Origin of the sequence: Citricoccus sp. NR2 (assembly GCF_027594385.1) — a bacterium.
Lineage (GTDB): Bacteria > Actinomycetota > Actinomycetes > Actinomycetales > Micrococcaceae > CmP2.
Map to the genome: position 1 here is coordinate 608,655 of NZ_CP115154.1, position 21,811 is coordinate 630,465.

A 21,811-nucleotide genomic window follows, 5' to 3' on the forward strand; every position below is an offset into this window, starting at 1 on the left:
GTCGCCGTCGCTGCCGGTGGTGTGGGGATGCGTGTGCACCTACCGGCCAGGAGGTGCCAGACCATGACGACGACCACCAACCTGCACGACCGACAGACTCCCGATGGCCAGGGCGGTGAGGACTTCACCACCAGCGAAGGGCTGCGCGCCCTGCTGCACCGGCTCCACGCCGCGGGGTCAGGCTCGTGGAGCCATGATCCGGTGGCCGCGGAGCTGATGGCCCACACCGCGACCAAGTACGAACCCCTCGCCCGCAAGCACGGCCTGGACCCGTGGGAGGCCGCGTCGGCGGCGTTCAAGGTGATGATCACCCGCGCCGCCCGCGAGGCACGCGACCCGTGGGCGGTGATCACGCACGCGGTGCGGATCACCTGCATCTTCGAGGAACGCGCCCAAGGGCTGCTCTGCTCGGTGCACCAAGCGAGGCGCCCGCACGTCTCGGCGTTCCATGACCCGGAGCGGTTCTCCGACCGCGAGAACCCGCTGACCGACTATCACCCGGCCTTCCACATCACCGACCCCCACAACCACGAAGACGACACGGGAGTGGAGACGGACGCTGCCGGGTCGGGCTCTGATGGTGGTGGGCGCGGGTCGGATCGGGCGTGCATGTCCGCGGGGTCGGCGGCCGAGGACGCCATCGCGCTGTTCACGCTGTTGGGCTGGGACCCGGCCACCGCCAGGGCTGGGGTGGAGCATGTCTGCGGGGCGCTGACCAAGACCGGCACCCGCCAGGCTGCGTACGAGGCGTTGCGGCGGGACAAGCACGCCCGCGCCCTGCTGGACATCCCGCGTTCCTCGTGGACCGCGCTGCTGCGCGCCTTGTTGGGCCACCCGCATCCCGCGTATGCCGCCACGACCGCGGGGCGGGGTCTGCTGCTGCGGCTGCTGATCGGTGAGACCCTGCCGGTGCTGCTGCGCGATGACGACCTCATCCTGACCATCTCCCTGGCCGCCCCGGGCCACCACGACGCCCCGAGTGGTGATCGGTCGTGAGCGCGCCGTCGGGGTACATCGAGCTGGAGCGCACCGTCGACTCGATCCGGGTCGGGCGTCGGCACCGGACCGCGTTCGGCGACATCGACGAGCTCGCTGCCTCGATCGAGCGGGACGGGCTGTTGCAGCCGATCACCATCACCCCCGACGGGGTGCTGGTGTGCGGGGCCAGACGGTTGGCGGCGATCAAGAAGCTCGGTTGGCGCAAGGTCAACGTCTGGGTCCGTTCCGGTATCTCCGACCGCCTCGGGCACCTGCTGGCCGAGCAGGACGACAACGTGCTCCACAAGCCTCTGACTCAGACCGAGGCCGCCGCCCTCTACCGCGAGCTTCGGGTGTTGATGGCCGAGGACGCCGAGCGCAGGAAGGCAGCAACCCAGTTCAGTTCCCAGAACCAACCCGGCGCTGACGGTCCCGCAAATTTTGCGGGACCGTCAGGAGCCTTGGGCGAGGCACGTCAACAGGCAGCAGCGATGATCCTCGGCGGCGCCTCGCACACGACGCTGGAGAAGATCGGCTACCTCCAGAAGATCGCCGAAGACCCCGCCCAACCCGCTGAACTCCGGGCACAGGTGAGCGCTGAGCTGGAGCACATCGACGCCGGCGCCCCGGTGCATCCGATCTTCGAGGCGATCCGCGCCGCCGCCCAGAGCGCGCAGGCCGAACGTGAGACCGACCTGCATCAGCTCGCCGCCGACGCCCTCGCCCGCGCCAAGGGCACCAAGAAGACCCGCACGCCCCGGCCCCGGCCAGTCACCGACGACGAGGGCGAGCCCGCGCAGTACCCGGTGCGGGCGTTCGTTCTGACCTGGGGCGAGCTGGACCAATGGTGGATCCACTACGACGCCGCGCACCTCGCAGCCGAGCTGACCGATGAACAGATCGAGTCGTTCCTGGCTACCGCCGAGGGCACCAGCCGGTTCGCCGAGGAGCTCGGCGGCCTGCGCTACCGCGACACCGCCGACGACGAACCGGTGCCTGCCCGCGCCCATCTACGCGCCCTCTGACCGCAGTCTTCCCCTACAGCGCTTGGGTGCGGGCGTGCACCTGGGGGGCATGAAGACTCCCGACCTCTCCGATCCCCGCACCCGCCGCAGGCTCATCACCGTCTTCTCCGCGGCGGTCGTCGTCCTCGTGCTGGCCGGTGTGGGCGTCTACGGCCTCCTCGTCGGCCCACCGAGCCACGACCACGACCCTGCCGGGCCCGCAACGTCGCCACCGTACTGTTCGAGTGGGACACCGCCAGCGGGTTCATGCCCCTGGACTACACCAGCGTGGTCCTCGATATCGGCGACCCCACCGGTCAAGAGCAGGCGGGCCTGGCCTCCGACATCGCCGCCTACCTCCCGTCCCGGGATGCCTGGCTGGAGCTGCGTCAGTACGCCACCACCCAGCACCTCACCATCCAGAACACGTTCGTCCCAGACGCGTGGGAGACCGCGGTCGAGCAGGCCCAGCCCGGCCAGCTCGCCGAGGGCACGGTCGCGGTCACGATCGAGGGCACCCGCCACCGCACCGGGCTGTGGAACGACGAGCAGGCGACCTCCGAGCACGCGGTGGCGTTCACGGTGTTCGTGGTCTGCGGCCCGACCTACGAGACCTGTCACCTGCTGCGGCTGTCCCAGCTCGACAAACCCCTCCAGTAGGGCGGTGACATGTTGTGTTGAGAAAGCTCGCCATCGCCGCCCTGGCCGTGGTCTTCCTCGCACCCTCGCTGGTGCTCATCGGGATCGGGGTGGTGATGAACCCCGCCCTGAGCGCCACCGGCTCCTGCACTGTCCCCCGGCGGCTCGAACGTCACCGTCGGCGACGTTCCTGACGAGTTGGAGGTCACCACGGCGAACGGCGAGACGTTCACGCTGAACCGGGCCCAGCTCACCCATGCGGCCACGATCATCGAGACCGGCAGCCAGATCGACGGGGTCACCCGCGACGGCCTTCAGATCGCGTTGATGGCGGCGCTGACCGAGAGCACTCTGCGGATGCTCTCCAACACCAGCGCCTACCCCGAGTCCGCGGACTACCTCAACGACGGGGACGGCTCCGACCACGACAGCCTGGGCCTGTTTCAGATGCGCCCCCAGTCTGGCTGGGGCACGGTCGTCGAGCTGATGGACCCCGTCTACCAAGCCGAGGCGTTCTTCGGCGGACCCACCGGACCCAACCATCCAAGCCCGCGGGGACTCTTGGACATCCCCGGGTGGGAGGAGATGGACAAGGGCGAGGCCGCCCAAGCCGTCGAAGTCAGCGCGTATCCGGACCGGTACCGCAACTATGAGCCCGTCGCCGACACCATCCTCACGACGCTGACCACCACAACGGCCGACACGGGCGCGGCCACCGGCGATGCCGTGGTCCCGGCTGCACAACCGTCGGCGGCGGGGTCGTCGCGGGTGGTGTTCCCGATGCCCGAAGGCACCTCGGTGCTCACCAGCGAGTACGGGCCACGCATCCACCCCATCACCGGTGAGGACTCCTTCCACACCGGCACCGACTTCGCCGCACCCGACGGCACACCCCTCCTCGCAGCCGCGGACGGGACCGTGACGGTCGCGGAGTTCTCCGGTGGCTACGGCGGCCTCATCGTCATCGAGCATCAGATCGACGGCGCCACGGTCGCGACGGCGTATGCGCACATGTGGGAGCACGGTATCCACGTCCAAACAGGCGAGACCGTGGCGGCCGGGCAACACATCGGCGACACCGGCAGCTCCGGCAACTCCACGGGGCCGCATCTGCATTTCGAGGTCCGCCTCGGCGGCACGAACGGTGAGCACACCGACCCCGCGGCCTGGCTGAATACCCACGACGCCGCCGACCTCCCCGAACCCGAGACCGGCGCACCGGGCGGCGACTGCGACACCGAGACACCCGGCGGTGATCCGGACCCTATCGACGGCGACCCCGACCGCATGGTGGATGACCCGACCTCGGATGGGCAGATCACCGCACGAATGCTGCACCTCTATACCCAGATCATCGCCGCGTTCCCCGACACCTCGTGGGCCTGCTACTCGCCTCGGCCCGGCACCGTTTCCGAACACCCCCTCGGGCGTGCCTGTGACGGGACGTTCGGCAACGCCATCGGCGAGCACCCGACCCCGGAGCAGCGCGAACTCGGCTGGGAGGTCACGAACTGGATGCAGGACCACGCCGAAGCCCTGGGCGTGGAGTACCTGATCTGGGACGGCCTCATCTGGTCGGCCGCCCGCGACGACGAGGGCTGGCGCCCTTACACCGGCGGCGGCATGCACGACCCCGACGACGTGACCGGTGGACACTTCGATCACCTGCACGTCACCGTGCGGGCCGGGAGCTGATCGGCATGGATGTGTTCCCCGACTTCGAGGGCCTGGAAGGCATCGGTGATCTGCGTGAGGTGGTCGGCACGCTGCTGACGTTCGTGCTCATCATCGCGGTGCTGATGCTGATCATCTGCGCGATCGTGTGGGCACTGTCGACCGCGAACAGCCACCACGCCGCCGCCACCAAAGCAAGGATCGGTGCGTGGACCGCACTGGGGGCCGCAGTCCTGGCCGGCGGCGGCGTGGCTTGGCTGAACTGGCTGATCGACCTCGGCCAGCAACTCTGAACCACGCCCCCGGCAGACCTCTCGATGCCCTCATGGCTTGGGACGGACGGTGCACCTGATCGACGAGAACCCCTATCTCGCCGACGCCCCAAAGGAGCACCCCATCATGACCGTCCTGAGCCTGCTGACCGAAACCACCGCCACCGCCTTGCCGATGGTGCTGCCGGCCAACATCGACATCAACCCGAATGATTCCGGCCTACCCGGCATCACCCAGCTCCGCACCATCGTCGGCGCCGTGATGACGATCGGCCTCATCCTCAGCGTCTTGGCGCTGGTCATCTCCGCGATCGTGTGGGGCTTCGGTGCCAACAGCAGCAACCCGCACCTGGCTGGCAGGGGGAAGATCGGCGTCCTCGTGAGCTGCGGCGCCGCCGTGATCTGCGGGGCGTCCGTGACGCTCATCAACTTCTTCTGGGACGTCGGCCAGCAGGTCTGAGTCCACCCACCAACCTTCGACTCTGCGTTAGGGAGTGATCTGCGGTGGGTGTGTGCGATATCCCCCTCGTCTCGACCGTCTGCGACACCGCCGGCGAAGCCGCCGCCTCGCTGGTCTCAGCGCCGTTCGACTGGCTCGCCGGCGCGATGGGCGCCGCCGCCGGCTGGTTGTTCGAGGCCGTCTGGTCGGTGTTCGACACCACCACCCTGGTAGACGTCACATCGTCGGAGTACGTGGCGGTCTACAACATCCTGTTCGGCATCGCGATCTTCGTGATGCTGATCTTCTTCTGCCTCCAACTCATCACCGGACTCATCAGACGCGACCGCACCGCCCTGTCCCGTGCCGCCCTCGGCCTCGCGAAGTCGGTGCTCGGCAGCTTTGTGGTCATCACACTGACCGCGCTGCTGTTGGAGATCGTCGACCAGCTCAGCATCGGGATCATCCAAGCCGCCGGCGAGACCACCGAGAGCATGGGCGACAAGATCACCCTCCTCGCAGCCGGGCTGGTCGGGATCAACATCGCCGCCCCCGGCGCCGGGGCGATCATCACCATCTTCCTCGCCGGACTCGCCATCAGCGCCGCCGCCATCGTCTGGCTCTCACTCCTCGTGAGGAAGGCCCTACTGCTGGTCGCGATCGTCCTCGCCCCGCTCGCGTTCTCCGGCGCCTCCTGGGATGCCGCCAAGGGGTGGATCAGCAAGTGGGCGATGTTCGTCATCGCCCTCATCGTCTCCAAACTCGTCCTGGTCGTGATGTTCCTCGTCGCCATCACCCAAGTCAGCGCACCCATCGACGGCGACCTGGCCTCGGTCGCGGACCCGATCGCCGGAATCGTGCTGATGGCGATGGCCGCTTTCGCCCCCTATCTCACCTACAAGTTCCTGAACTTCGTCGGCTTCGACATGTACCACGCCATCGGGTCGGAGCAGGACGCCAAGAACGCCCTCAACCGACCCGTCCCGACCCCCTCGAAGCCGCCGGGAGGCAATGAGCCGAAGAAGGTTCTCGACGACAACAACGGCGGCGGGGACAACGGCGGTGGTGGCGGGAAGGCGGCCGCGAGCAGCGGCGCCGGGGCAAGCGGTGGAGCAGGCGCCGGTGCGGGGGCTGGTGCTGCGGCGGCTGGTCCCGCAGCTGCGGCCGTGGTCGCAGCGAAGGTCGCGAAAGACTCCGCGACCGCAGGCCCCAAAGCCGGCGCGGCCCTCGGCGGGCAGGGCGAGTCCGCGGCAGATGCGGCCGGGCAGACCAGCAGCACACCACCACCGTCCGCGCAGACACCACCGCCGTCAACGCCAGCACCGAAAACACCCCCCGGCCATCGGGGCCGGAGTCTCGTCCGCCGAAACAGCCCCCGCCACCAGCCCCCAAGCCAACCGGGAAGGAGTGAACCCTCGTGCCCACGAAGCAGAACGAGAGTGCTGTCGTCTCGGCGGAGCTGGTGCCGGTGAAGTTCTCCCGCCTCACCCGTCGCGGAGTGTTGCTAGGGCTGTCGTTGTCGCAGCTCATCACCCTCGCCACCGGCATCCTGTTCATCGTGGGGGCGCTCTACGCCGGGGGCGGCATCCTGCTCGCCTACACCGCACCCATCTGGGTGATCACCGCGGCGCTGACGTGGATACCCATCGCCGGGCGGCCCGCGGTCGAGTGGCTGCCGGTCGCGTTCTGGTGGCTCTGGCGTTCGACCGGCGGACAGCTGCTGTATCGCCGCCGCGTCGTCACGCCCCGCCCTGTGGGCACTCTCGCCCTGCCCGGCGACCAGGCGCGGCTGCGCGAATACACCGACCCCGACACCGGCGCGGGGATGATCCACGACCCCCACGCCCAGACCCTCACCGTGGTCTGCGTGGTGACCCATCCGGCGTTCGTGCTCCTCGACCCCAGCGAGCAGGAACGGCGGGTCACCTCTTGGGGTCGTGTCCTGGCCACCGTCTGCCGCTCCGGACGCATCGCCACCTTGCAGGTGCTGGAACGGACGTTGCCGGACTCCGGCACGGGGCTGGCCGAATGGTGGGCCGCTCACGGCACCGCCGACGACACCTGGGCGGCGACCACCTATGCCGAGTTAATCGAGCGCGCAGGACCCGCTGGCGAACGCCACGCCACCACCGTGAGCCTGTCTCTGGACATGAAGAACGCCGCACGGCAGATCAGAACCGCTGGCGGCGGCATCCGAGGCGCCGCCGCAGTCCTGCGGCAAGAGATGTCCACCCTCGTCGCCGCATTGCGGTCGGCCGACCTCAGCACCACGGGGTGGCTGTCACCGGGCGAGATCGCCGTCATCCTCCGCAGCGCGTACGACCCGGCGATCGCCGCCACCCTGGAACGCCACGGCGAACTCGGACAATCCCTCGCCACCGCCGGGCCGGTCGCGGTCAACGAGTCCTGGACCCGTCTGCGCACCGACTCTGCCCACCACGCCGTGCTCTGGGTCTCCGAATGGCCACGCTCGCTGGTCTATCCCGGCTTCCTGTCCCCGGTACTCCTCTCGACAGGGATTCAGCGGTCGTTCTCGCTGATCTGCACGCCGATGCGCTCCGACCAAGCCGCACGGGACATCCGTAAGAAGAAGGTCGAACACATCTCCGATGCCGCCCAGCGGGCGAAGATCGGGCAGATCGAGGACGCCGCCCAGACCGCGGAGTACCAGGACGTGCTCCAGCAGGAGGCCGACCTCACCACCGGCCACGGCATCCTGCGCTACACCGGCCTCATCAGCGTCTCCGCCCCGACAGTGGAGGAGCTGGAAACGGGGGTGGCAGCGATCGAGCAGGCCGCCATCCAAGCCTCCTGCGAAACCAGATTGTTGGTGGGCCAGCAGGCCGCGGCTTTTACCGCCGCCGCACTCCCACTGTGCCGCCGCGTCTGAGCCGACCAGACGGGGTTGGGCGCCACTGTGCACCTGAGGGGCGAGCCCGAACCACGGGCTCGCCCCTAGCTGTTCGCCCACCGTCTGGAGCCTGTGATGCCCACCTTCCACGACCCGCTCGCCGATGCGGCCGAAGCCTCCGAGGCGCTGAGCGGCCTGGCCCACGCCTCCCGCGTCTTCGATGACCCGGCCGACACCTACACCGTGTTCGGTGACCTCGTGGCGGGAGTTCGATCGCTGCGCCAAGTCCTCGACCAGCTCGCCGATACCCACCTGAACGCGCGCGATCGGGCGTTCGATGACAACGGCAACGCCGCGGCCGGCGCGGCGTCCGCGCTGGCCGCAGCCGATGAGCTGCACCAGGCCGGCACGCTGCTCGATCAGGCGTACGATCGGCTCGACGCGGCGTTCTCCCACTCCGGAAGGATCGCCTGGCACCCCGAACCGGCCGTGGGCCGAGACGCCGCGCGTGAACGGCTCGCGGCACGCCTCGGCGGCAACCCTGCGACCACGACCGTGCAGGCCGGTTCGCTCACGTTGACGGTGTGGGCCGATGCTCCGGTGGGTGAGCATCAGCGCTACGCCTACCGGATCACCGACACCACCACCGGCCAAGAGCTGGAGGGCCGGGACCTGTTCACCGGCGCCGGCCAACCCGTCGACCCCCACCACGCCCTCCGCGACCTCGTGACCTTCCTGAGCGCCGCTGGTCAGGCCCGCCAGCATGGCCTCGACCAGCCCGGGAGCAGCCCGGAGCACGAGGGCCTGTTTCCGGCGTGGGTGGGCGAGGCCGCCCGCCCCAACACTGACGCCCTGGCCGAGCTGAGCGAGCACAGCCCCTCCGAGCCCGAACAGGCGGTGGGGCGGCGGAGGCTGAACGTGGCTTTCCTCCAGGGCGAGGAGGCCGATGCGGTGCTCGATCTGATCGACCGCAACGGCGCCGAAGCGGCCATCGCGCACCTGAGCGGGTACGACTATGGCGAGGAGACCACTCAGGCGGCCTTGGAGAACGGGTACGTCTACGACGACCAGCCGCCTACCGGCAGCACCGACCAGACCGTCCAGGACGGCCGGTATGCGCTGACCTACAACCACGGCCTTGGACATGTGGGCCTGTACCGCGAGTTCGACACCCCACCAGACCCCGCACTGCACGATGTGGGTCAGGGGCACGCGGCGGTCGTCAACGAGCAGCCACACCGGGACCCCGCACCGGCTCGGGAAGCGTCGGCTGCCCGGCGCTCTGCCCTCGGCGCGGACCACGACTGGTACGCCCACCCCGCTGGCACCGCCGGCCAGTCCGGGCGAGGACTGTCACTGTGAGCGGCGAGGGAGGCGAGCGGGAGCGGCTACACACCTCGGTCCTCGTCGCCCCCGCCAAGGAACGCCGCCGGCTGCGCCAGCAGCGCCAAGAGGCCGCCGCAAGGCTCCAAGCCGAACAGCACGCCGCCGAGAAGGCCGCCGCCCGCGCGAAGGCCGAGGCCAAGCGGGCCGAACGCCGCGCCACCCGATACCTACCCGCCGCCGGTGAACCCGACCCCGCCGCGCTCAGGTCGCCGGGCCGGTTCCGGTTCCCACGCCATCAGGACACCAGCGCGACGTTGGCGGGTGCGTATCCGTTCGTCGCCGAAGGCGGCCTGGGCTCCGATGGGGTGTTCGTCGGCCAGGACCTCTACTCCGGCGTCAGCTTCGTCTACGACCCCTGGGTGCTCTACGCCCGCGGCATCATCACCGCACCGAACATCGTCTTAGCCGGGATCGTCGGCTCCGGCAAATCCTCACTCGCCAAGAGCCTCTATACGCGGTCGTTGCCGTTCGGGCGCCGCGTCTACGTCCCCGGCGACCCCAAAGGCGAACACACCGCGGTCGCCGAAGCCGTCGGTGGGCGCGCGATCGCCCTTGGCCACGGACTGAATACTCGCCTCAACCCCCTCGATGAGGGCCACCGCCCCGGCGGGCTCACCGATGAGCAGTGGAGGTCGACCGTGGCCTCCCGTCGCCGTGACCTCATCGGCGCCCTCGCCGAGACCGTCCTCGCACGCGGGCTCACGCCGTTGGAGCACACCGCCATCGACCTCGCGTTGACCGCCACCGTGCGGGAGAACGACGTGCCAATCCTGCCCACCGTCGTCGACCACATCCTCACCCCCACCCACGACGATGACAGGGGGCGTCTGGCTGAAGATGGCCGACTCGTCGGCCACGCCCTGCGCCGCCTGGTCGCCGGTGACCTCCAAGGCCTCTTCGACGGACCTTCGACCGTCGCCTTCGACCCGTCACTGCCGATGATCAGCCTCGACCTCTCCCGGGTCACTGAGAACTCCACGCTCATCTCGGTGCTGATGACCTGCTCGTCGGCGTGGATGGAGTCCGCGCTGCTCGATCCGAACGGCGGTCAGCGGTGGGTCATCTACGACGAGGCCTGGCGACTGATGTCCCACCCCGCCCTGTTGAAGCGCATGGATGCGCATTGGCGGCTGGCCCGGCATTACGGGATCGCGAACATGCTGATCTTCCACAAGCTGTCCGACCTCGACAACGTCGGCGACGCCGGATCAGCCATGCGCTCCCTCGCCAACTCCCTCCTGGCGAACGCGGAGACACGGATCGTCTACCGGCAAGAATCAGACCAGCTCGGCCCCACCGCCACCGCGCTGGGACTCACCGGCACCGAACAGAAACTCCTCCCGACCCAGGGGGTCGGTCAGGGGCTGTGGAAGATCAAGTCCAGGAGCTTCGTCACGCAGCACCAGTTACATCCGGCTGAGCTCGAACTCTTCCGGACCGACGCCCGCTACCTCGGGAACGTCTAGAAGTTCGCATGGATATTGACGGTTTTCGCGGGAACTTCAAGGTCCATGGCCTGTCCAGGCTAACTCGGGGTGGATGTTCCGGGAACGTCATCCCTCGTCGTGCGGTCTTGGTGAGTCTCAGTCATGAACCTCGCTGCTCGGCGGCCTTGAGGAGTCCGCGCTCGTGCGCCAGGTGAGAGCGGTGAAGAGCGCGCCGAGGATGCCAAGACTGACGAGTACGAGCGCGATGGGAGGAAGCCCGATCGCTGCGCCGAGGATCCCGGCCAGGGGGTAGGTGATGAGGAAGCAGGCGTGGGAGAGGGAGAACTGGGCGGCGAACACCGCCGGCCGGTCGTGCTCGGAGCTGTTGCGGCGCAGGAGTCTGGCCGAGGGGGTCAGCACCGTGGAGGTCGCCGTTCCGAGCAGGAACCACACGATCAGCAGGGCAGCCCATTGCCCGGTGTCGTCCATCCAGGCCATGACTGCGGCCGCGGCCAGCAGCAGGATGGGCAGGGCGATGCCGCCGGCGAGCATCACGCCCCGGTCGGCCACGGCGTCGAGGAGCTTGGGCACGACGAGCGCGACGAGCATGGAACCGGCGCCATAGGCGCCGAGCATGAGGGCGACGTCGGGCTGGGGCCGACCGAGGTCTCCCTGGACCAGGACGACGGTGTTGACGATCACCATGGCCGTAGTGGTGGCCACGACGAGGTTCAGGCCCATCAGTCCGCGCAGCTCGGTGCTGGCCCAGAACGCGCGTGCCCCGCGGGTGAGCCTGTCGAGGAATCTCGCCGGCGGCGGGGTCTCGATGTGCGGGAACCGGCAGGCGATCACCAGGACTGCCGAGACGCAGAACCCGGCCACGGTTCCGACGAAGAGCTGGTGGTAGCCGACCACGGTCAGCAGCGCGGCGGCGAGCATCGGGCTGAGCAACGACTCCAGGTCATAGGCCAGACGCGACAGCGACAACGCCCGGGTGTACTCACCCTCATCGGGCAGCACCGAGGGGATGACCGCCTGGAACGTGGGCGTGAATGTCGCAGAGGCGGACTGCAGCAGAAAAATCAGAACGTAGATGTGCCACGCCTCGGTCACGAACGGCAGAGACATCGCGACACCGGCCCTGATCAGATCGGCGCCGACGAGCACCGGCTTGCGAGGAAGGCGTGCCAAGACAGCGGTGGTGAGCGGGGCGACGGCGACGTAGGCGATCATCTTGATGCTCATCGCCACCCCCAACACGATCCCGGCGTCACCGCCGGCAATATCGAAGGCGAGCAGGCCGAGCGCGACGGTGAGCAGTCCGGTGCCGAGCAGGGCGATGACCTGCGCACTGAACAGCTTGGCGTAGGTCGGGTGCCGAAGGACGCCGATCATCGGTGCCTCACGACTCGCCCGCGAAGAACAGCGTCGTCACGAGCTCGGCCCGTGGTGGTGCGGGGGTATCTGTCCGCCCGCGACAGCGTGTTCGGCCTGCTTGATCGCTTCGGTGACCACGGCAAGGGCGTGCTCATCGGCGAGGCGGTACAGCACACGGGTGCCTTCCTGCCGGGTGGTGACCATCCGCGCCATTCGCAACCGGGCAAGGTGCTGAGAGACCCCGGAGGGCTTCTTGCCGACGATCTCGGCCAGCGCGTTCACCGGCAGCTCATCGGTCTGCCGCAAAGCGAGCACGATCCTGATCCTGGTCGGATCAGACAGGATGCCCAGCACCTCGGCCGCCAGGTCCACGAACTCCGACGAGGGGTCCATCCCACATGGCTTAGTATCCGCATCCATACGCAGATACTAACACTACTGAAGTGGTCCGGTATGCCGTCTTGCGGCAACCCCAGGTCGCGACCTGGGTGACCGTGTGCACCTCAGCGACATGGAGCCGTTTGAGACGACCGAGACTTCACGGATACGGCACGCCTGATGAAGGGTCGCCGCCGCATGCCAGAACGCATCGCCGATGAGGCGCCAGTCGTCGTGCCGCACGTGATCATCACGGTGACCGGGGACGGCAGCCTGGACGTCACCGTCGATGGGGCCCCGTTCCCGCCACCGCCAGACGCTCCTCAATGGACACGCAGCACTCTCGGGCGCCTGCTCGACGCCATCACGAATCACCGCACCGTCACAGTACGGATCGAGGTCCGCGAAACCGACGGCTCCGTGTTCACCGACCTCATTCAGGCCCACGCGCCCAAACAGTCAGAACCGCCAGCCCCCGGGCCGCCGAGAACCCGCCGTAACCACACCGGGCGGCCTGGGCAGGTGGAGATTGCCTACGAGGGGTTCGTGCCCGGTGAGGATGTCGCGGTCGCGCTGATCGTCGCTCACACCGATGCCACCGGCACCGGCCGCGCTCGGGTCCTGATCGACACCACTCGCCTCGCTGATCTGCTCGACAACGGCACCGGTGAGGTCGTGCTCCTGGGCCGGGTCTCCGGAACCTTGCACGTCCGGCGGCTGTCATGATGAACGGGCAGCGGCAGACCGGGAGCATGGGCGATGAGCTGACCAACGCCGCCATCGCTGCCCTGATCGGTGCGTTCGGCTTCGCGCTCGTCCTGCGTGCCGCAGGATCGGTGGCGGCGTTCCTGACCGGCACGCCCCAACCCACCGCCGGACCAGCTTCCGGGCTCGGTGTGCTGTTCAACCCCACCGACCCGGCCACTGCGCTCGATGCCGACGGGCTGAACGCGGTCGCCTACTGGATCGTCACTGGGCTCATGCTTGCGACCCTCACCGCTGCCGGGGCATGGATATGGGTGCGGCTCCGGCGCCATTCCAGGAAAGTCGAGACCGATCCGCGACGCCTGGTCGGTACCGCCACCGCTCACGAGGTGACCCAGACCGCCTCGGCCAAGGCGCTTTTGAAGCGCGCTTCGACGCTGCGCCCCTCGCTGAAGGACCCGGCTCCAACCGAGGTCGGATATCTACTGGGCCGCTCACGTGGGCGGCAGGTGTGGGCGAGCGTGGAGGACTCGATCCTGCTCATCGGCCCGCCCCGCTCCGGCAAAGGCCTCCACGTGGTCATCAACGCCATCCTCGACGCCCCCGGCGCCGTCGTCACCACATCCACGCGGCCGGACAACCTCACCGCCACCCTCAAAGCTCGCCAACGCGACGGCAGGCCGGTGGCGGTGTTCGACCCCCAGCACCTCGCAGAAGGCATCCCCGCCGGGATGCGCTGGTCACCCATCCGCGGCTGCCACGACCCCCTGACCGCGATGATCCGCGCCACCGGACTGGCCGCTGCCACCGGGCTCTCCGCTGGCGGGGTGGAGTCCGGCGGGTTCTGGGAAGGCAAAACCCGCACCGCCCTCCAAGCCCTCCTGCACGCCGCCGCCCTCGACGGACGCCCGCCGGCTGAGCTGTTCCGCTGGACCCTCGACCCCACCGCCGCGGCCGAGGCCGTCGCCATCCTCACCAACACCACCCAGGCCGCCACCGGGTGGGCCGACTCCCTCGGGGCGATGATCGACTCTGACCCCAAGACCCGCGACTCCATCTGGCAAGGCGTCGCCCTCGCCCTCGGAGCGCTTGCCGACCCTCGCGTGCTCGATGCGGTCTCCCCGCGGGCTGGTGAGGACTTCGACCCCGAAGCCTTCATCCGACAGCGCGGCACGCTCTACCTGCTCGCCACCGGGGCCGGAGCCGGTGCCTCCGCAGCGCTGGTGGCGGCGTTCGTCGAAGACCTGATCGAGACCGCACGCCGGATCGCCGCCCGCTCACCGGGCGCCCGCCTCGACCCACCCCTGCTGCTCGCACTCGATGAAATCGGCAACCTCGCACCCCTACCCTCGCTGCCGACCCTGATGGCCGAGGGCGGCGGCACCGGCATCACGACCCTGCCGGTGTTGCAGTCCCTGGCGCAGGCGCGGGAGAAGTGGTCCGACAACGCCGCAGGAGCCATCTGGGACGCCTCCATCGTCAAGGTCATCCTCGGTGGCGCCTCCAACTCCCGCGACCTCCAAGACCTCTCCACCCTCATCGGCGAGCGTGACGAGTACACCGACTCGGTGACCCTGGGCGATCACGGCACCCGCTCCAATCAGCGGTCGGTGCGCCGGGTGCCGATCCTGCCGCCAGACCGGATCAGAGCGCTGCCGTTCGGCACCGGGGTGACCCTGCTGCGCTCAGCACCCCCGATCGTCACCGACCTGCGCCCTTGGCCCTCTCGATCTGACGCGACCGCGTTGAAGACGGACCGGGCGGAGGTCGAGGCGCTGCTGCGCGAACCCGGCTCGTAGCCGGGGCGTGGGGTGGCCTGTGCACCTGCCTGACATCAGCGGCTCCGATCGGCGGGGTCGCGTGAGTGTCAGGAGGAGAGTCAGATGGCTATCCGCACCCAGGAATCGTTCTCGGGGTTCATCGCCTCGGACCCCCAGCTCAGCCAGACCTCGAAGGGTGATCCTCGATTCTATGCCCGGGTCGGCAAGGAGCACTTCCGCCGTGAGGACGATGGGTCGTTCGCCCAGACCGAGACGACCTATCACCATCTGGTGATGTTCGGCCGGTCGGCCGAGCACGCGCATGACCGGTTCACCAAGGGTGACAACTTCATCGCCGAGGGCTACACCCGCGAGGTCAACTACGAACGCGACGGCCAGGCGGTCGAGAGCGAGGAGTTCGTGGCCAAGAAGATCGGTCACGACACCGCCCGCACCCGTTATGAGGTCGACCGCACCCCACGCCGCGCAGCAGCGGAGCGGGACGCGGCCGCGTTCGAGCCACCGTCCCGGCCCGCCCAGGCACCGCAGTCCACGGCCATCAGCCTGTGAACGCCGGGAGCCGAGCATCATGACCGATCACACGCCTGAGACCGATCCACCCGGCACCGACCCGACCAACGGTGAGGTGCCGGAGCTGGATGAGCCGGATGTGTTCGACGGTCCGCCGCGCGTCAGCGACGCCGATGTGCCCGAGACGCCGCACCCGGTGAACTGGAACCTGCTGTCCGCGCATGACCTGGAAACCGAATGGCTCGCGCTGAACCGGTGGGTGGACTGGCTGCGCCGCACCTACGGGCTCCCCGCCAGCGTGCTGCCGCCGTTCTGGCACCACCACCCCGAACTGGTCTGGGAACTCTCCGCGCTGCACCTGCACTGGCTGGGTGCCTACGACCCCGAGCAGAACGCTTCCGCGGCGATCGGCTGGCACCGCGACTTCGCTGACGCCCGCGCCCGCCTCCGGGACTGGGTGGCCGCCTCGGGCACCCGGATCGATCGTGACCGGCCCACCCGGCAGACCACCTGGCCCGGCGAAGAACCCGGACCGCCGGTGGAGGATGTGGTGATCGCCGACCGCGACGCCGAGTTCGTGGAATTCGTCCACGCCCAGGTCCGCAGACGTCAGGAGGCCGAGGACGAGTTCTACGCAAGCCTCGACGACGACCTCGATGTTGACCCGGTCACCGGGGAGGTGCGGGAGTGATGGGCGGCTACGTGAAGAAGACCGACCGGCGCCGCTACGAAGACCGCTCCTTCTCCGTCCGGGCCGTGCACCGGGACCCGGCCGATCTGCACAAGCTCGCCGAGGTGCTGATCCGGTTGACCTTGCAGGAGACCGGCCGCAGCCGCGCCGACCGCCGCGCCGCCGAACCACCTGAGACCTACCGCGACCCAGCCGCAGCCCTCCGCTCAGCGGCGAGTGTCGCAGGCCCGTTGGTAGAATGACACCAGCAAGCCTCGCGTACGCGGGGTGTTGTGGTCCCAAACCTCACCCGCACGGGTGGGCAACACGCACCGTGACCCGGCCGGGTCTTGTCCTACAGCCACACCGATGGCTGCTCTCACGATCAACACTCCTCCCAGGCGTCTGGGAGCGCGAGGGTCGAATCGCGTGAGAGGCAAGGACCCGATGACCACCACAACGACTGCTACCGATCCAGCCGGCAGCCTGATCGACCCGCCCATCAGCACCGCGGTCGCGATCTCCTACCTGCGGGTCTCCACCCGTGAACAGGCATCCAAGGGTGGTACCGACGAAGGCTTCTCCATCCCTGCCCAACGCGACGCGGTGCGCCGCAAAGCAGACCAGCTCGGCGCGGCGATCGTGGAGGAGTTCGTCGACGCCGGAGCCTCGGCCAAGTCCGCCGACCGGCCCGACCTGATGCGGATGGTCCAATACGTCAAGACCAACAAGGTCGCCTACTGCATCGTCCACAAGGTCGACCGCCTCGCCCGCAACCGCGCCGACGACGTGACCATCCACCTCGCCCTCCAACAGGCCGGAGTCATGCTCGTCTCCGCGACGGAGAACATCGACGAGACCCCCTCGGGGATGCTGCTACACGGCATCATGTCCACCATCGCCGAGTTCTACTCCCGCAACCTCGCCACCGAGGTCACCAAGGGCATGACCCAGAAGGCCATCAGCGGTGGCACCCTCGGCAAGGCCCCAATCGGCTACCTCAACGTCCGCACCCGCGACGACCAAAGCCGCGAGGTCCGCACCGTCGAACTCGACCCCGAGCGAGCGCCCCTGATCGAGTGGGCGTTCAAGGCCTACACCTCGGGGAACTGGACCGTCAGCCAGCTCCACGACGAACTCACCTCCCGCGGACTGGTCAGCCTGCCCACCCCGAAGCGGCCATCGAAGCCGCTGGCGGTCTCCTCGGTACATCGCCTGCTGACCAACCCCTACTACAAGGGCGATGTCGTCTACCGCGGCACCCGCTACAAGGGCACCCACCCCGCCCTCGTCCCACCCGAGGTCTGGTACCAGGTCCAGTCCGTGCTCACCGCTCACAAGACCGCCGCCGAAGCCACCCAGGTCCACGACCACTACCTCAAAGGCACCATCCACTGCGGACAATGCGGGTCCCGGCTGATCGTCTCCAACGCCAAGAACCGACACGGCAACGTCTACTGCTACTTCGTGTGCTCCGGCCGGCACTCCAAACGCACCGACTGCACCCGCGGAGCGATCCTGATCGAAGACGTCGAGAAGCTGATCGAGGACTACTACACCCGCGTACAGATCAGCCCCGCCCAGCGCGACGCCCTCTCCGGGATGCTCCACCCCGAGTTCGACCGACTCATGGCCGCCGAGACCGACGAACTCGAACGCCTCACCACTCACCGAGACCGGCTCGAACACGAACAAGACTGGCTCATGCAAGCCCACTACGCCGACGCCATCCCGCTGCCCGTCCTCAAACGAGAACAAGACCGCATCCTCGGCGAACTCGATCGCCTCAACCGGCGTATCGACGCCCACCACGGCGACTACGCCGACGCCCGCGCCCACCTCGACGACGCCCTCGGACTCCTGGCCAACTACGCCGACATCTACCAACGGTGCGACGACGCCAACCGGCGCCTGTGCAACCAAGCCTTCTTCACCAAGGTCTACATCGACGAAGACAACGAACTCCGCGTCGAGAACAACCGGCCCTTCGAGAGGCTCCTCGACCCCGAGGTCAACGCCAACGCCCTCAACTGGACCCAGAACGGCGACAAGGCCCGAACCCCAGCCAACGATTCCATTGGCAAGGGTTCGAGCCTTGTGCACAGGGTGGGCCCTGCGGGACTCGAACCCGCGACCAGCGGATTAAAAGTCCGATGCTCTACCAACTGAGCTAAAGGCCCGGTGGCCAAAAACGGCCGACCACCATGGTAGCGCACTGTCACGTTGCTCGGGAACGAAATGCACGGTGTCGGCGTTGCAGGTAGGGTCTGTGGTGCCCATCGAAAGGACCGTGCTTGAGTCACACCCGCTTCCACCGCCCCCGGCTGTACCCGCCGCAGAGCTTCGAACCCATCCCTTCAGGACCGGACCCCGAGATAGTCTCGGCGGCTGCCGCGCGCCTGGCGCACGCCTTGGTGAGTACCGCACATAACGAGCGAGATCGGCGCCATGCCGCACAACAACGCCCTGGACAAGACACCCCGACCACCGAGACACCCGACCACGTCGGCACCTTAGTGGATTTGGTGGAGGAAATCGGACTCGACACCATCGCTCAGCTCTGGTCCGATGCTCCTGCCGTCTCACTGGGCGGAGCACTCTGGCGACTGTACGCTCTGCGCACGGCCACGCAGCGCAACGGTGAACTCTGGGCGCGCTGGTATCGTGCCGGATTCGACGCCCAGGTGGCCCGCGCTATTGCTGGCGTCGTCGAACCCCCGGGGGCGCTCGAGCTGGAGCAGTTGACCGAGCAGATTCTCACCGGCGTCTACGACGGCGATTTCGCCACCGCCCTGGAACGAGCCGGAGCATATTGTCGTGTCACCTCGTTGGGCCAGGCCCATCATGCAGAGTCGCTGGAACAATCCAGTCCTGACCGATCACGAGATCTGTTGAATCGCGCCCGCCGTCTGCTGGGAACCGCCGAAGAATTGGAAGCATCCGCGAGCGCCTGGCGCAACGGCACCCTCGACTAAACCGGCACCTCACCGGTACGAAAAATTCGCACGGTCCGGCTGTTTACTTTGCGGCGGTATCCTGCACTCGATGAACTTCTCGTTTTCGCGCTTGTTGACTCCCGAGACCACCGGTTTGGACCATCTCGGGACGCTTGCTGACCTCATCAGCGAGTCCGTTGATCACCTCGGTCAGCTCATGGGTGCTGACCAAACATCAGCCGAACAGATCGAAACCCGGCTCGGCACCTTGGAAACCACTGCCTCCACCACGCATATGGCGTTGATGACCTCGCTGCGATCAGCTTTTATCACTCCGCTGCCACGAGAAGACCTCTACACCCTCTCCAGCTGGATGTCCCTGGTGGTCGGGCACGTGGCCACCACCGGGTTCGTGATCCGCAGCACCCAGCAGGTCAAGCTCACTGGCGACGCCATGGATCTGCTCGAAGTGCTCGGCCAGCAAGCGCGGCTGACCCAGCGCGCCTGCTCGCAGCTTCAAGAGTTCAATGATCTGGAGGAGACCTGGCTGGAGATGACCCGCCTATCTCGACGCTGCGAGCGGCTGGTCACGGCCTGGGTGTTGCAAGACGTCGAAGAATCCATGCCGCGCGCTTATCGCGGCCGCCGCGAGATCGCCCATTCCCTCGAGAAGACGCTGAACGCCTGGCGGCAGATGATCGTTCACCTCGGTGGGGTGCTGGTGCGGGAGTCATAGGCGGTGGAGCCGGGAACTCTCATTCTCTTTATTGCGGTCCTGATGGCCTCCAGTGCCTTCACCATGATCGCTGGCGGCCACGATGCCCCCAACGCCATCGCCCTACCCGTGCGTGCTCGCGCGCTGACTCCCCGCACCGCGCTGCTTCTGGCCGCACTGCTCAACGTGCTCGGCGTGGTGGTCGGATCCCTGATGATGGCTCATGTGGGCCGCGAATTTCTGGCCATTGTTCCCCACGGCCCCGCTGGGCTGATGGTGTTGCTGGCCGCGCTGATCACCGCCTTCAGTTGGGACGCGCTCACCTGGTGGCGCGGCGTGCCCACCTCGTCCTCCCATGCGCTGGCTGCGGGAGTGATCGGCGGCGGGGTAGCGCTGTTGAGCACCGACGTCGTTGAGATCGCCGCCCAGGAGATCACCACGGCCACCCTGTTCCTGCTGATTGCGTTGGTGCTCTCGCCACTCATCGCACTCAGCATGGCTTGGTTGCTGGTATTCCCTGCACTGTGGTGGACGCGAGACGCGTCCCCCGGCGTGGTCAACACCCCGGCGCGGATGGCGCTGTCCGTGACGGCAGCCGGCAACGCTTTTGGCCACGGGCTCCAATTCGGCCAACGCATGTACCTGGTGCTGGCCATCGCGGTTTCCGCGGCCGGAATCGAGCTGGGATCGGAATGGTGGATCACCGCGCTGACCGCGGCGATGCTCGGCGGGGGCACCCTTTTGGGTGGTTGGCGCATCGCGCATACACTCACGGATCGACTCGTGTTGCTGGATCCATTGCGCTCGGCCATCGCCTCGTTCTCCTCGGCCCTACTGATGTTCGTGGGATCCCTCGTATTTCACCTGCCCATCTCCTCTTCACATGCGGCCGCCGCGGCCATCATCGGTGCCGGGCAGAACCAATCGCACCATTCCGTGAACTGGCCGCAGGTGGCGCGCCTCGGCGTTTACTTCGTTCTCACGCTCGTGGTCTGTGCGGGAGTGGGCCTGGTGCTGACCGCCGCAATGACACCCCTGGTTCCCGGGCTGCGCGCCGGCTCCTGACCGGCCCCCGGAAGATGTCCGGCAGCGCCGTCGTCGCACTGGACAAACCCGGCGTGAACGCGTCACACTGGAAGCAGGTGTCGGGTCGCGGTACCCCCGGGCTCCAAACAATTTGCCGCCTAGAGCGGCCACGCGCCGTGAGGCGTCCCGACCCGGCACCCTCAGAACCCAACGACGCCCCGACCGGCCTGGTCGGGGCGTCGTTCTGCGGACCGAGCCGGATCAGCCGAAGCGGCCGGAGACGTAGTCTTCGGTCTGCTTGTTGGCCGGGTTGTTGAAGATGACGTTGGTCTCGTCGTACTCGATGAGCTTGCCGGGCTTGCCGGTGCCCGCAATGTTGAAGAACGCGGTCTTGTCGGCCACGCGTGCAGCCTGTTGCATGTTGTGCGTGACGATGACGACGGTGTAGTCGTCCTTCAGCTCGTTGATCAGATCCTCGATCGCCAGGGTAGAGATCGGGTCCAGGGCAGAGCAGGGCTCATCCATCAGGATCACGTCGGGCTCCACCGCGATGGTGCGGGCGATGCACAGACGCTGCTGCTGACCACCGGATAGCCCGGAGCCGGGCTTGTCGAGTCGGTCCTTGACCTCTTTCCAGAGGTTGGCGCCCTTCAGGGAGCGCTCCACGATCTCGTCGGCCTTCGACTTGGACATCCGAGTGCCGTTGAGCCGGTAGCCGGCCAGGATGTTGTCGCGGATCGACATGGTGGGAAACGGGTTCGGGCGCTGGAACACCATCCCGATCATGGTGCGCACCGTCACCGGGTCCACACCGGACTCGTAGATGTCCTCACCGTCAAGCAGCAGCTGGCCTTCGGCGCGGGCACCGGGCAGCACTTCGTGCATGCGGTTGATGGTGCGCAGGAAGGTGGTCTTGCCGCAACCCGAGGGGCCGATGAAAGCCGTCACGGAGCGGGGCTCGATGTTGATGTTGACGCCCTCCACGGCCAGGAAGCTGCCGTAGTAGACGTTGAGGTCAATGGCGTCAATACGCTTCGACATGG

At 67.9% G+C, this 21,811-nt stretch carries 19 protein-coding genes, 1 tRNA gene and 4 pseudogenes; 19 read left to right on the forward strand and 5 right to left on the reverse strand.

From position 1 onward, the window contains the following. Positions 1-63 precede the first annotated feature (63 nt). Both O1A05_RS02860 and O1A05_RS02865 read left to right on the forward strand, forming a co-directional pair. Positions 64-996 (forward strand): hypothetical protein, encoded by a 933-nt coding sequence (locus O1A05_RS02860; RefSeq protein WP_270106581.1) that lies wholly within the window; start codon positions 64-66, stop codon positions 994-996. Continuing rightward, positions 993-2,003, forward strand: a complete 1,011-nt coding sequence (locus O1A05_RS02865; RefSeq protein WP_270106582.1) for a ParB N-terminal domain-containing protein — start codon at positions 993-995, stop codon at positions 2,001-2,003. Before O1A05_RS02860 ends, O1A05_RS02865 begins: the two co-directional genes overlap by 4 nt. Positions 2,004-2,016: 13 nt before the next feature. Here O1A05_RS02865 and O1A05_RS02870 read toward each other — a convergent pair whose 3' ends face one another. Further along, a complete protein-coding gene (locus tag O1A05_RS02870; protein ID WP_270107626.1) occupies positions 2,017-2,181 on the reverse strand; it encodes a hypothetical protein in 165 nt (54 codons plus the stop codon). Between O1A05_RS02870 and O1A05_RS02875 the strand changes: the two are divergent. The 8 genes and pseudogenes from O1A05_RS02875 (at position 2,143) to O1A05_RS02910 (ending at position 10,709) form a co-directional block, all read left to right on the forward strand. Further along, a pseudogene (locus tag O1A05_RS02875) lies at positions 2,143-2,642 on the forward strand (hypothetical protein). The gene O1A05_RS02870 and the pseudogene O1A05_RS02875 overlap by 39 nt on opposite strands. A gap of 14 nt (positions 2,643-2,656) precedes the next feature. Further along, a pseudogene (locus O1A05_RS02880) lies at positions 2,657-4,316 on the forward strand (M23 family metallopeptidase). A 5-nt stretch (positions 4,317-4,321) separates the two neighbouring features. Next, complete coding sequence (locus tag O1A05_RS02885; RefSeq protein ID WP_270106583.1) at positions 4,322-4,588, forward strand: DUF6112 family protein; 267 nt, start codon at positions 4,322-4,324, stop codon at positions 4,586-4,588. 154 nt (positions 4,589-4,742) lie between these two features. Beyond that, positions 4,743-5,027, forward strand: a complete 285-nt coding sequence (locus O1A05_RS02890; protein WP_442867677.1) for a DUF6112 family protein — start codon at positions 4,743-4,745, stop codon at positions 5,025-5,027. A 50-nt stretch (positions 5,028-5,077) separates the two neighbouring features. Further along, the gene (locus O1A05_RS02895) at positions 5,078-6,478 is read left to right on the forward strand and encodes a conjugal transfer protein TrbL (protein WP_442867656.1); all 1,401 of its coding nucleotides are present in this window, start codon (positions 5,078-5,080) and stop codon (positions 6,476-6,478) included. Beyond that, the gene (locus O1A05_RS02900; RefSeq protein WP_270106585.1) at positions 6,424-7,896 is read left to right on the forward strand and encodes an SCO6880 family protein; all 1,473 of its coding nucleotides are present in this window, start codon (positions 6,424-6,426) and stop codon (positions 7,894-7,896) included. Before O1A05_RS02895 ends, O1A05_RS02900 begins: the two co-directional genes overlap by 55 nt. A gap of 96 nt (positions 7,897-7,992) precedes the next feature. Beyond that, positions 7,993-8,361 (forward strand): annotated as a pseudogene (locus O1A05_RS02905) (hypothetical protein); the annotation flags it as partial. An 854-nt stretch (positions 8,362-9,215) separates the two neighbouring features. Next, positions 9,216-10,709 (forward strand): ATP-binding protein, encoded by a 1,494-nt coding sequence (locus tag O1A05_RS02910; protein ID WP_270106586.1) that lies wholly within the window; start codon positions 9,216-9,218, stop codon positions 10,707-10,709. A 117-nt stretch (positions 10,710-10,826) separates the two neighbouring features. Here O1A05_RS02910 and O1A05_RS02915 read toward each other — a convergent pair whose 3' ends face one another. Together O1A05_RS02915 and O1A05_RS02920 are read right to left on the reverse strand one after the other, a co-directional pair. Beyond that, positions 10,827-12,065, reverse strand: a complete 1,239-nt coding sequence (locus tag O1A05_RS02915; RefSeq protein WP_270106587.1) for an MFS transporter — start codon at positions 12,063-12,065, stop codon at positions 10,827-10,829. Between the two features lie 36 nt (positions 12,066-12,101). Then, positions 12,102-12,440 (reverse strand): ArsR/SmtB family transcription factor, encoded by a 339-nt coding sequence (locus tag O1A05_RS02920; RefSeq protein ID WP_005053526.1) that lies wholly within the window; start codon positions 12,438-12,440, stop codon positions 12,102-12,104. Positions 12,441-12,623: 183 nt separating this feature from the next. On the opposite strand from O1A05_RS02920, the gene O1A05_RS02925 reads away from it, so the two are divergent. The 6 genes and pseudogenes from O1A05_RS02925 to O1A05_RS02950 all read left to right on the forward strand — a co-directional run. Further along, on the forward strand, positions 12,624-13,151 hold the full coding sequence (locus O1A05_RS02925; RefSeq protein ID WP_270106588.1) for a hypothetical protein: 528 nt from the start codon (positions 12,624-12,626) through the stop codon (positions 13,149-13,151). Then, positions 13,148-14,929, forward strand: a complete 1,782-nt coding sequence (locus O1A05_RS02930) for a TraM recognition domain-containing protein (protein ID WP_442867657.1) — start codon at positions 13,148-13,150, stop codon at positions 14,927-14,929. Before O1A05_RS02925 ends, O1A05_RS02930 begins: the two co-directional genes overlap by 4 nt. Positions 14,930-15,013: 84 nt before the next feature. Beyond that, a complete protein-coding gene (locus O1A05_RS02935; protein WP_270106589.1) occupies positions 15,014-15,460 on the forward strand; it encodes a single-stranded DNA-binding protein in 447 nt (148 codons plus the stop codon). A gap of 19 nt (positions 15,461-15,479) precedes the next feature. Continuing rightward, complete coding sequence (locus tag O1A05_RS02940; RefSeq protein WP_087624719.1) at positions 15,480-16,112, forward strand: hypothetical protein; 633 nt, start codon at positions 15,480-15,482, stop codon at positions 16,110-16,112. After that, positions 16,112-16,354, forward strand: a complete 243-nt coding sequence (locus O1A05_RS02945; RefSeq protein ID WP_087624718.1) for a hypothetical protein — start codon at positions 16,112-16,114, stop codon at positions 16,352-16,354. The genes O1A05_RS02940 and O1A05_RS02945 overlap by 1 nt, the downstream gene beginning before the upstream one ends. Before the next feature lie 184 nt (positions 16,355-16,538). Then, positions 16,539-17,585, forward strand: a pseudogene (locus O1A05_RS02950) (recombinase family protein); the annotation flags it as partial. Positions 17,586-18,198: 613 nt separating this feature from the next. Here O1A05_RS02950 and O1A05_RS02955 read toward each other — a convergent pair. Beyond that, a tRNA-Lys gene (locus O1A05_RS02955) sits at positions 18,199-18,271 on the reverse strand. A 114-nt stretch (positions 18,272-18,385) separates the two neighbouring features. On the opposite strand from O1A05_RS02955, the gene O1A05_RS02960 reads away from it, so the two are divergent. The 3 genes from O1A05_RS02960 (at position 18,386) to O1A05_RS02970 (ending at position 20,807) form a co-directional block, all read left to right on the forward strand. Next, positions 18,386-19,066, forward strand: coding sequence for a hypothetical protein (locus tag O1A05_RS02960; RefSeq protein WP_270106590.1), 681 nt, complete (start codon positions 18,386-18,388; stop codon positions 19,064-19,066). Between the two features lie 70 nt (positions 19,067-19,136). Further along, a complete protein-coding gene (locus O1A05_RS02965) occupies positions 19,137-19,763 on the forward strand; it encodes a DUF47 domain-containing protein (protein WP_270106591.1) in 627 nt (208 codons plus the stop codon). A 3-nt stretch (positions 19,764-19,766) separates the two neighbouring features. Further along, positions 19,767-20,807: an inorganic phosphate transporter gene (locus O1A05_RS02970; RefSeq protein ID WP_270106592.1), complete on the forward strand. Its 1,041-nt coding sequence runs from the start codon at positions 19,767-19,769 to the stop codon at positions 20,805-20,807. Positions 20,808-21,029: 222 nt separating this feature from the next. Here O1A05_RS02970 and pstB read toward each other — a convergent pair whose 3' ends face one another. Further along, positions 21,030-21,809, reverse strand: a complete 780-nt coding sequence (gene pstB / locus O1A05_RS02975; protein WP_270106593.1) for a phosphate ABC transporter ATP-binding protein PstB — start codon at positions 21,807-21,809, stop codon at positions 21,030-21,032. Positions 21,810-21,811: the final 2 nt, after the last annotated feature.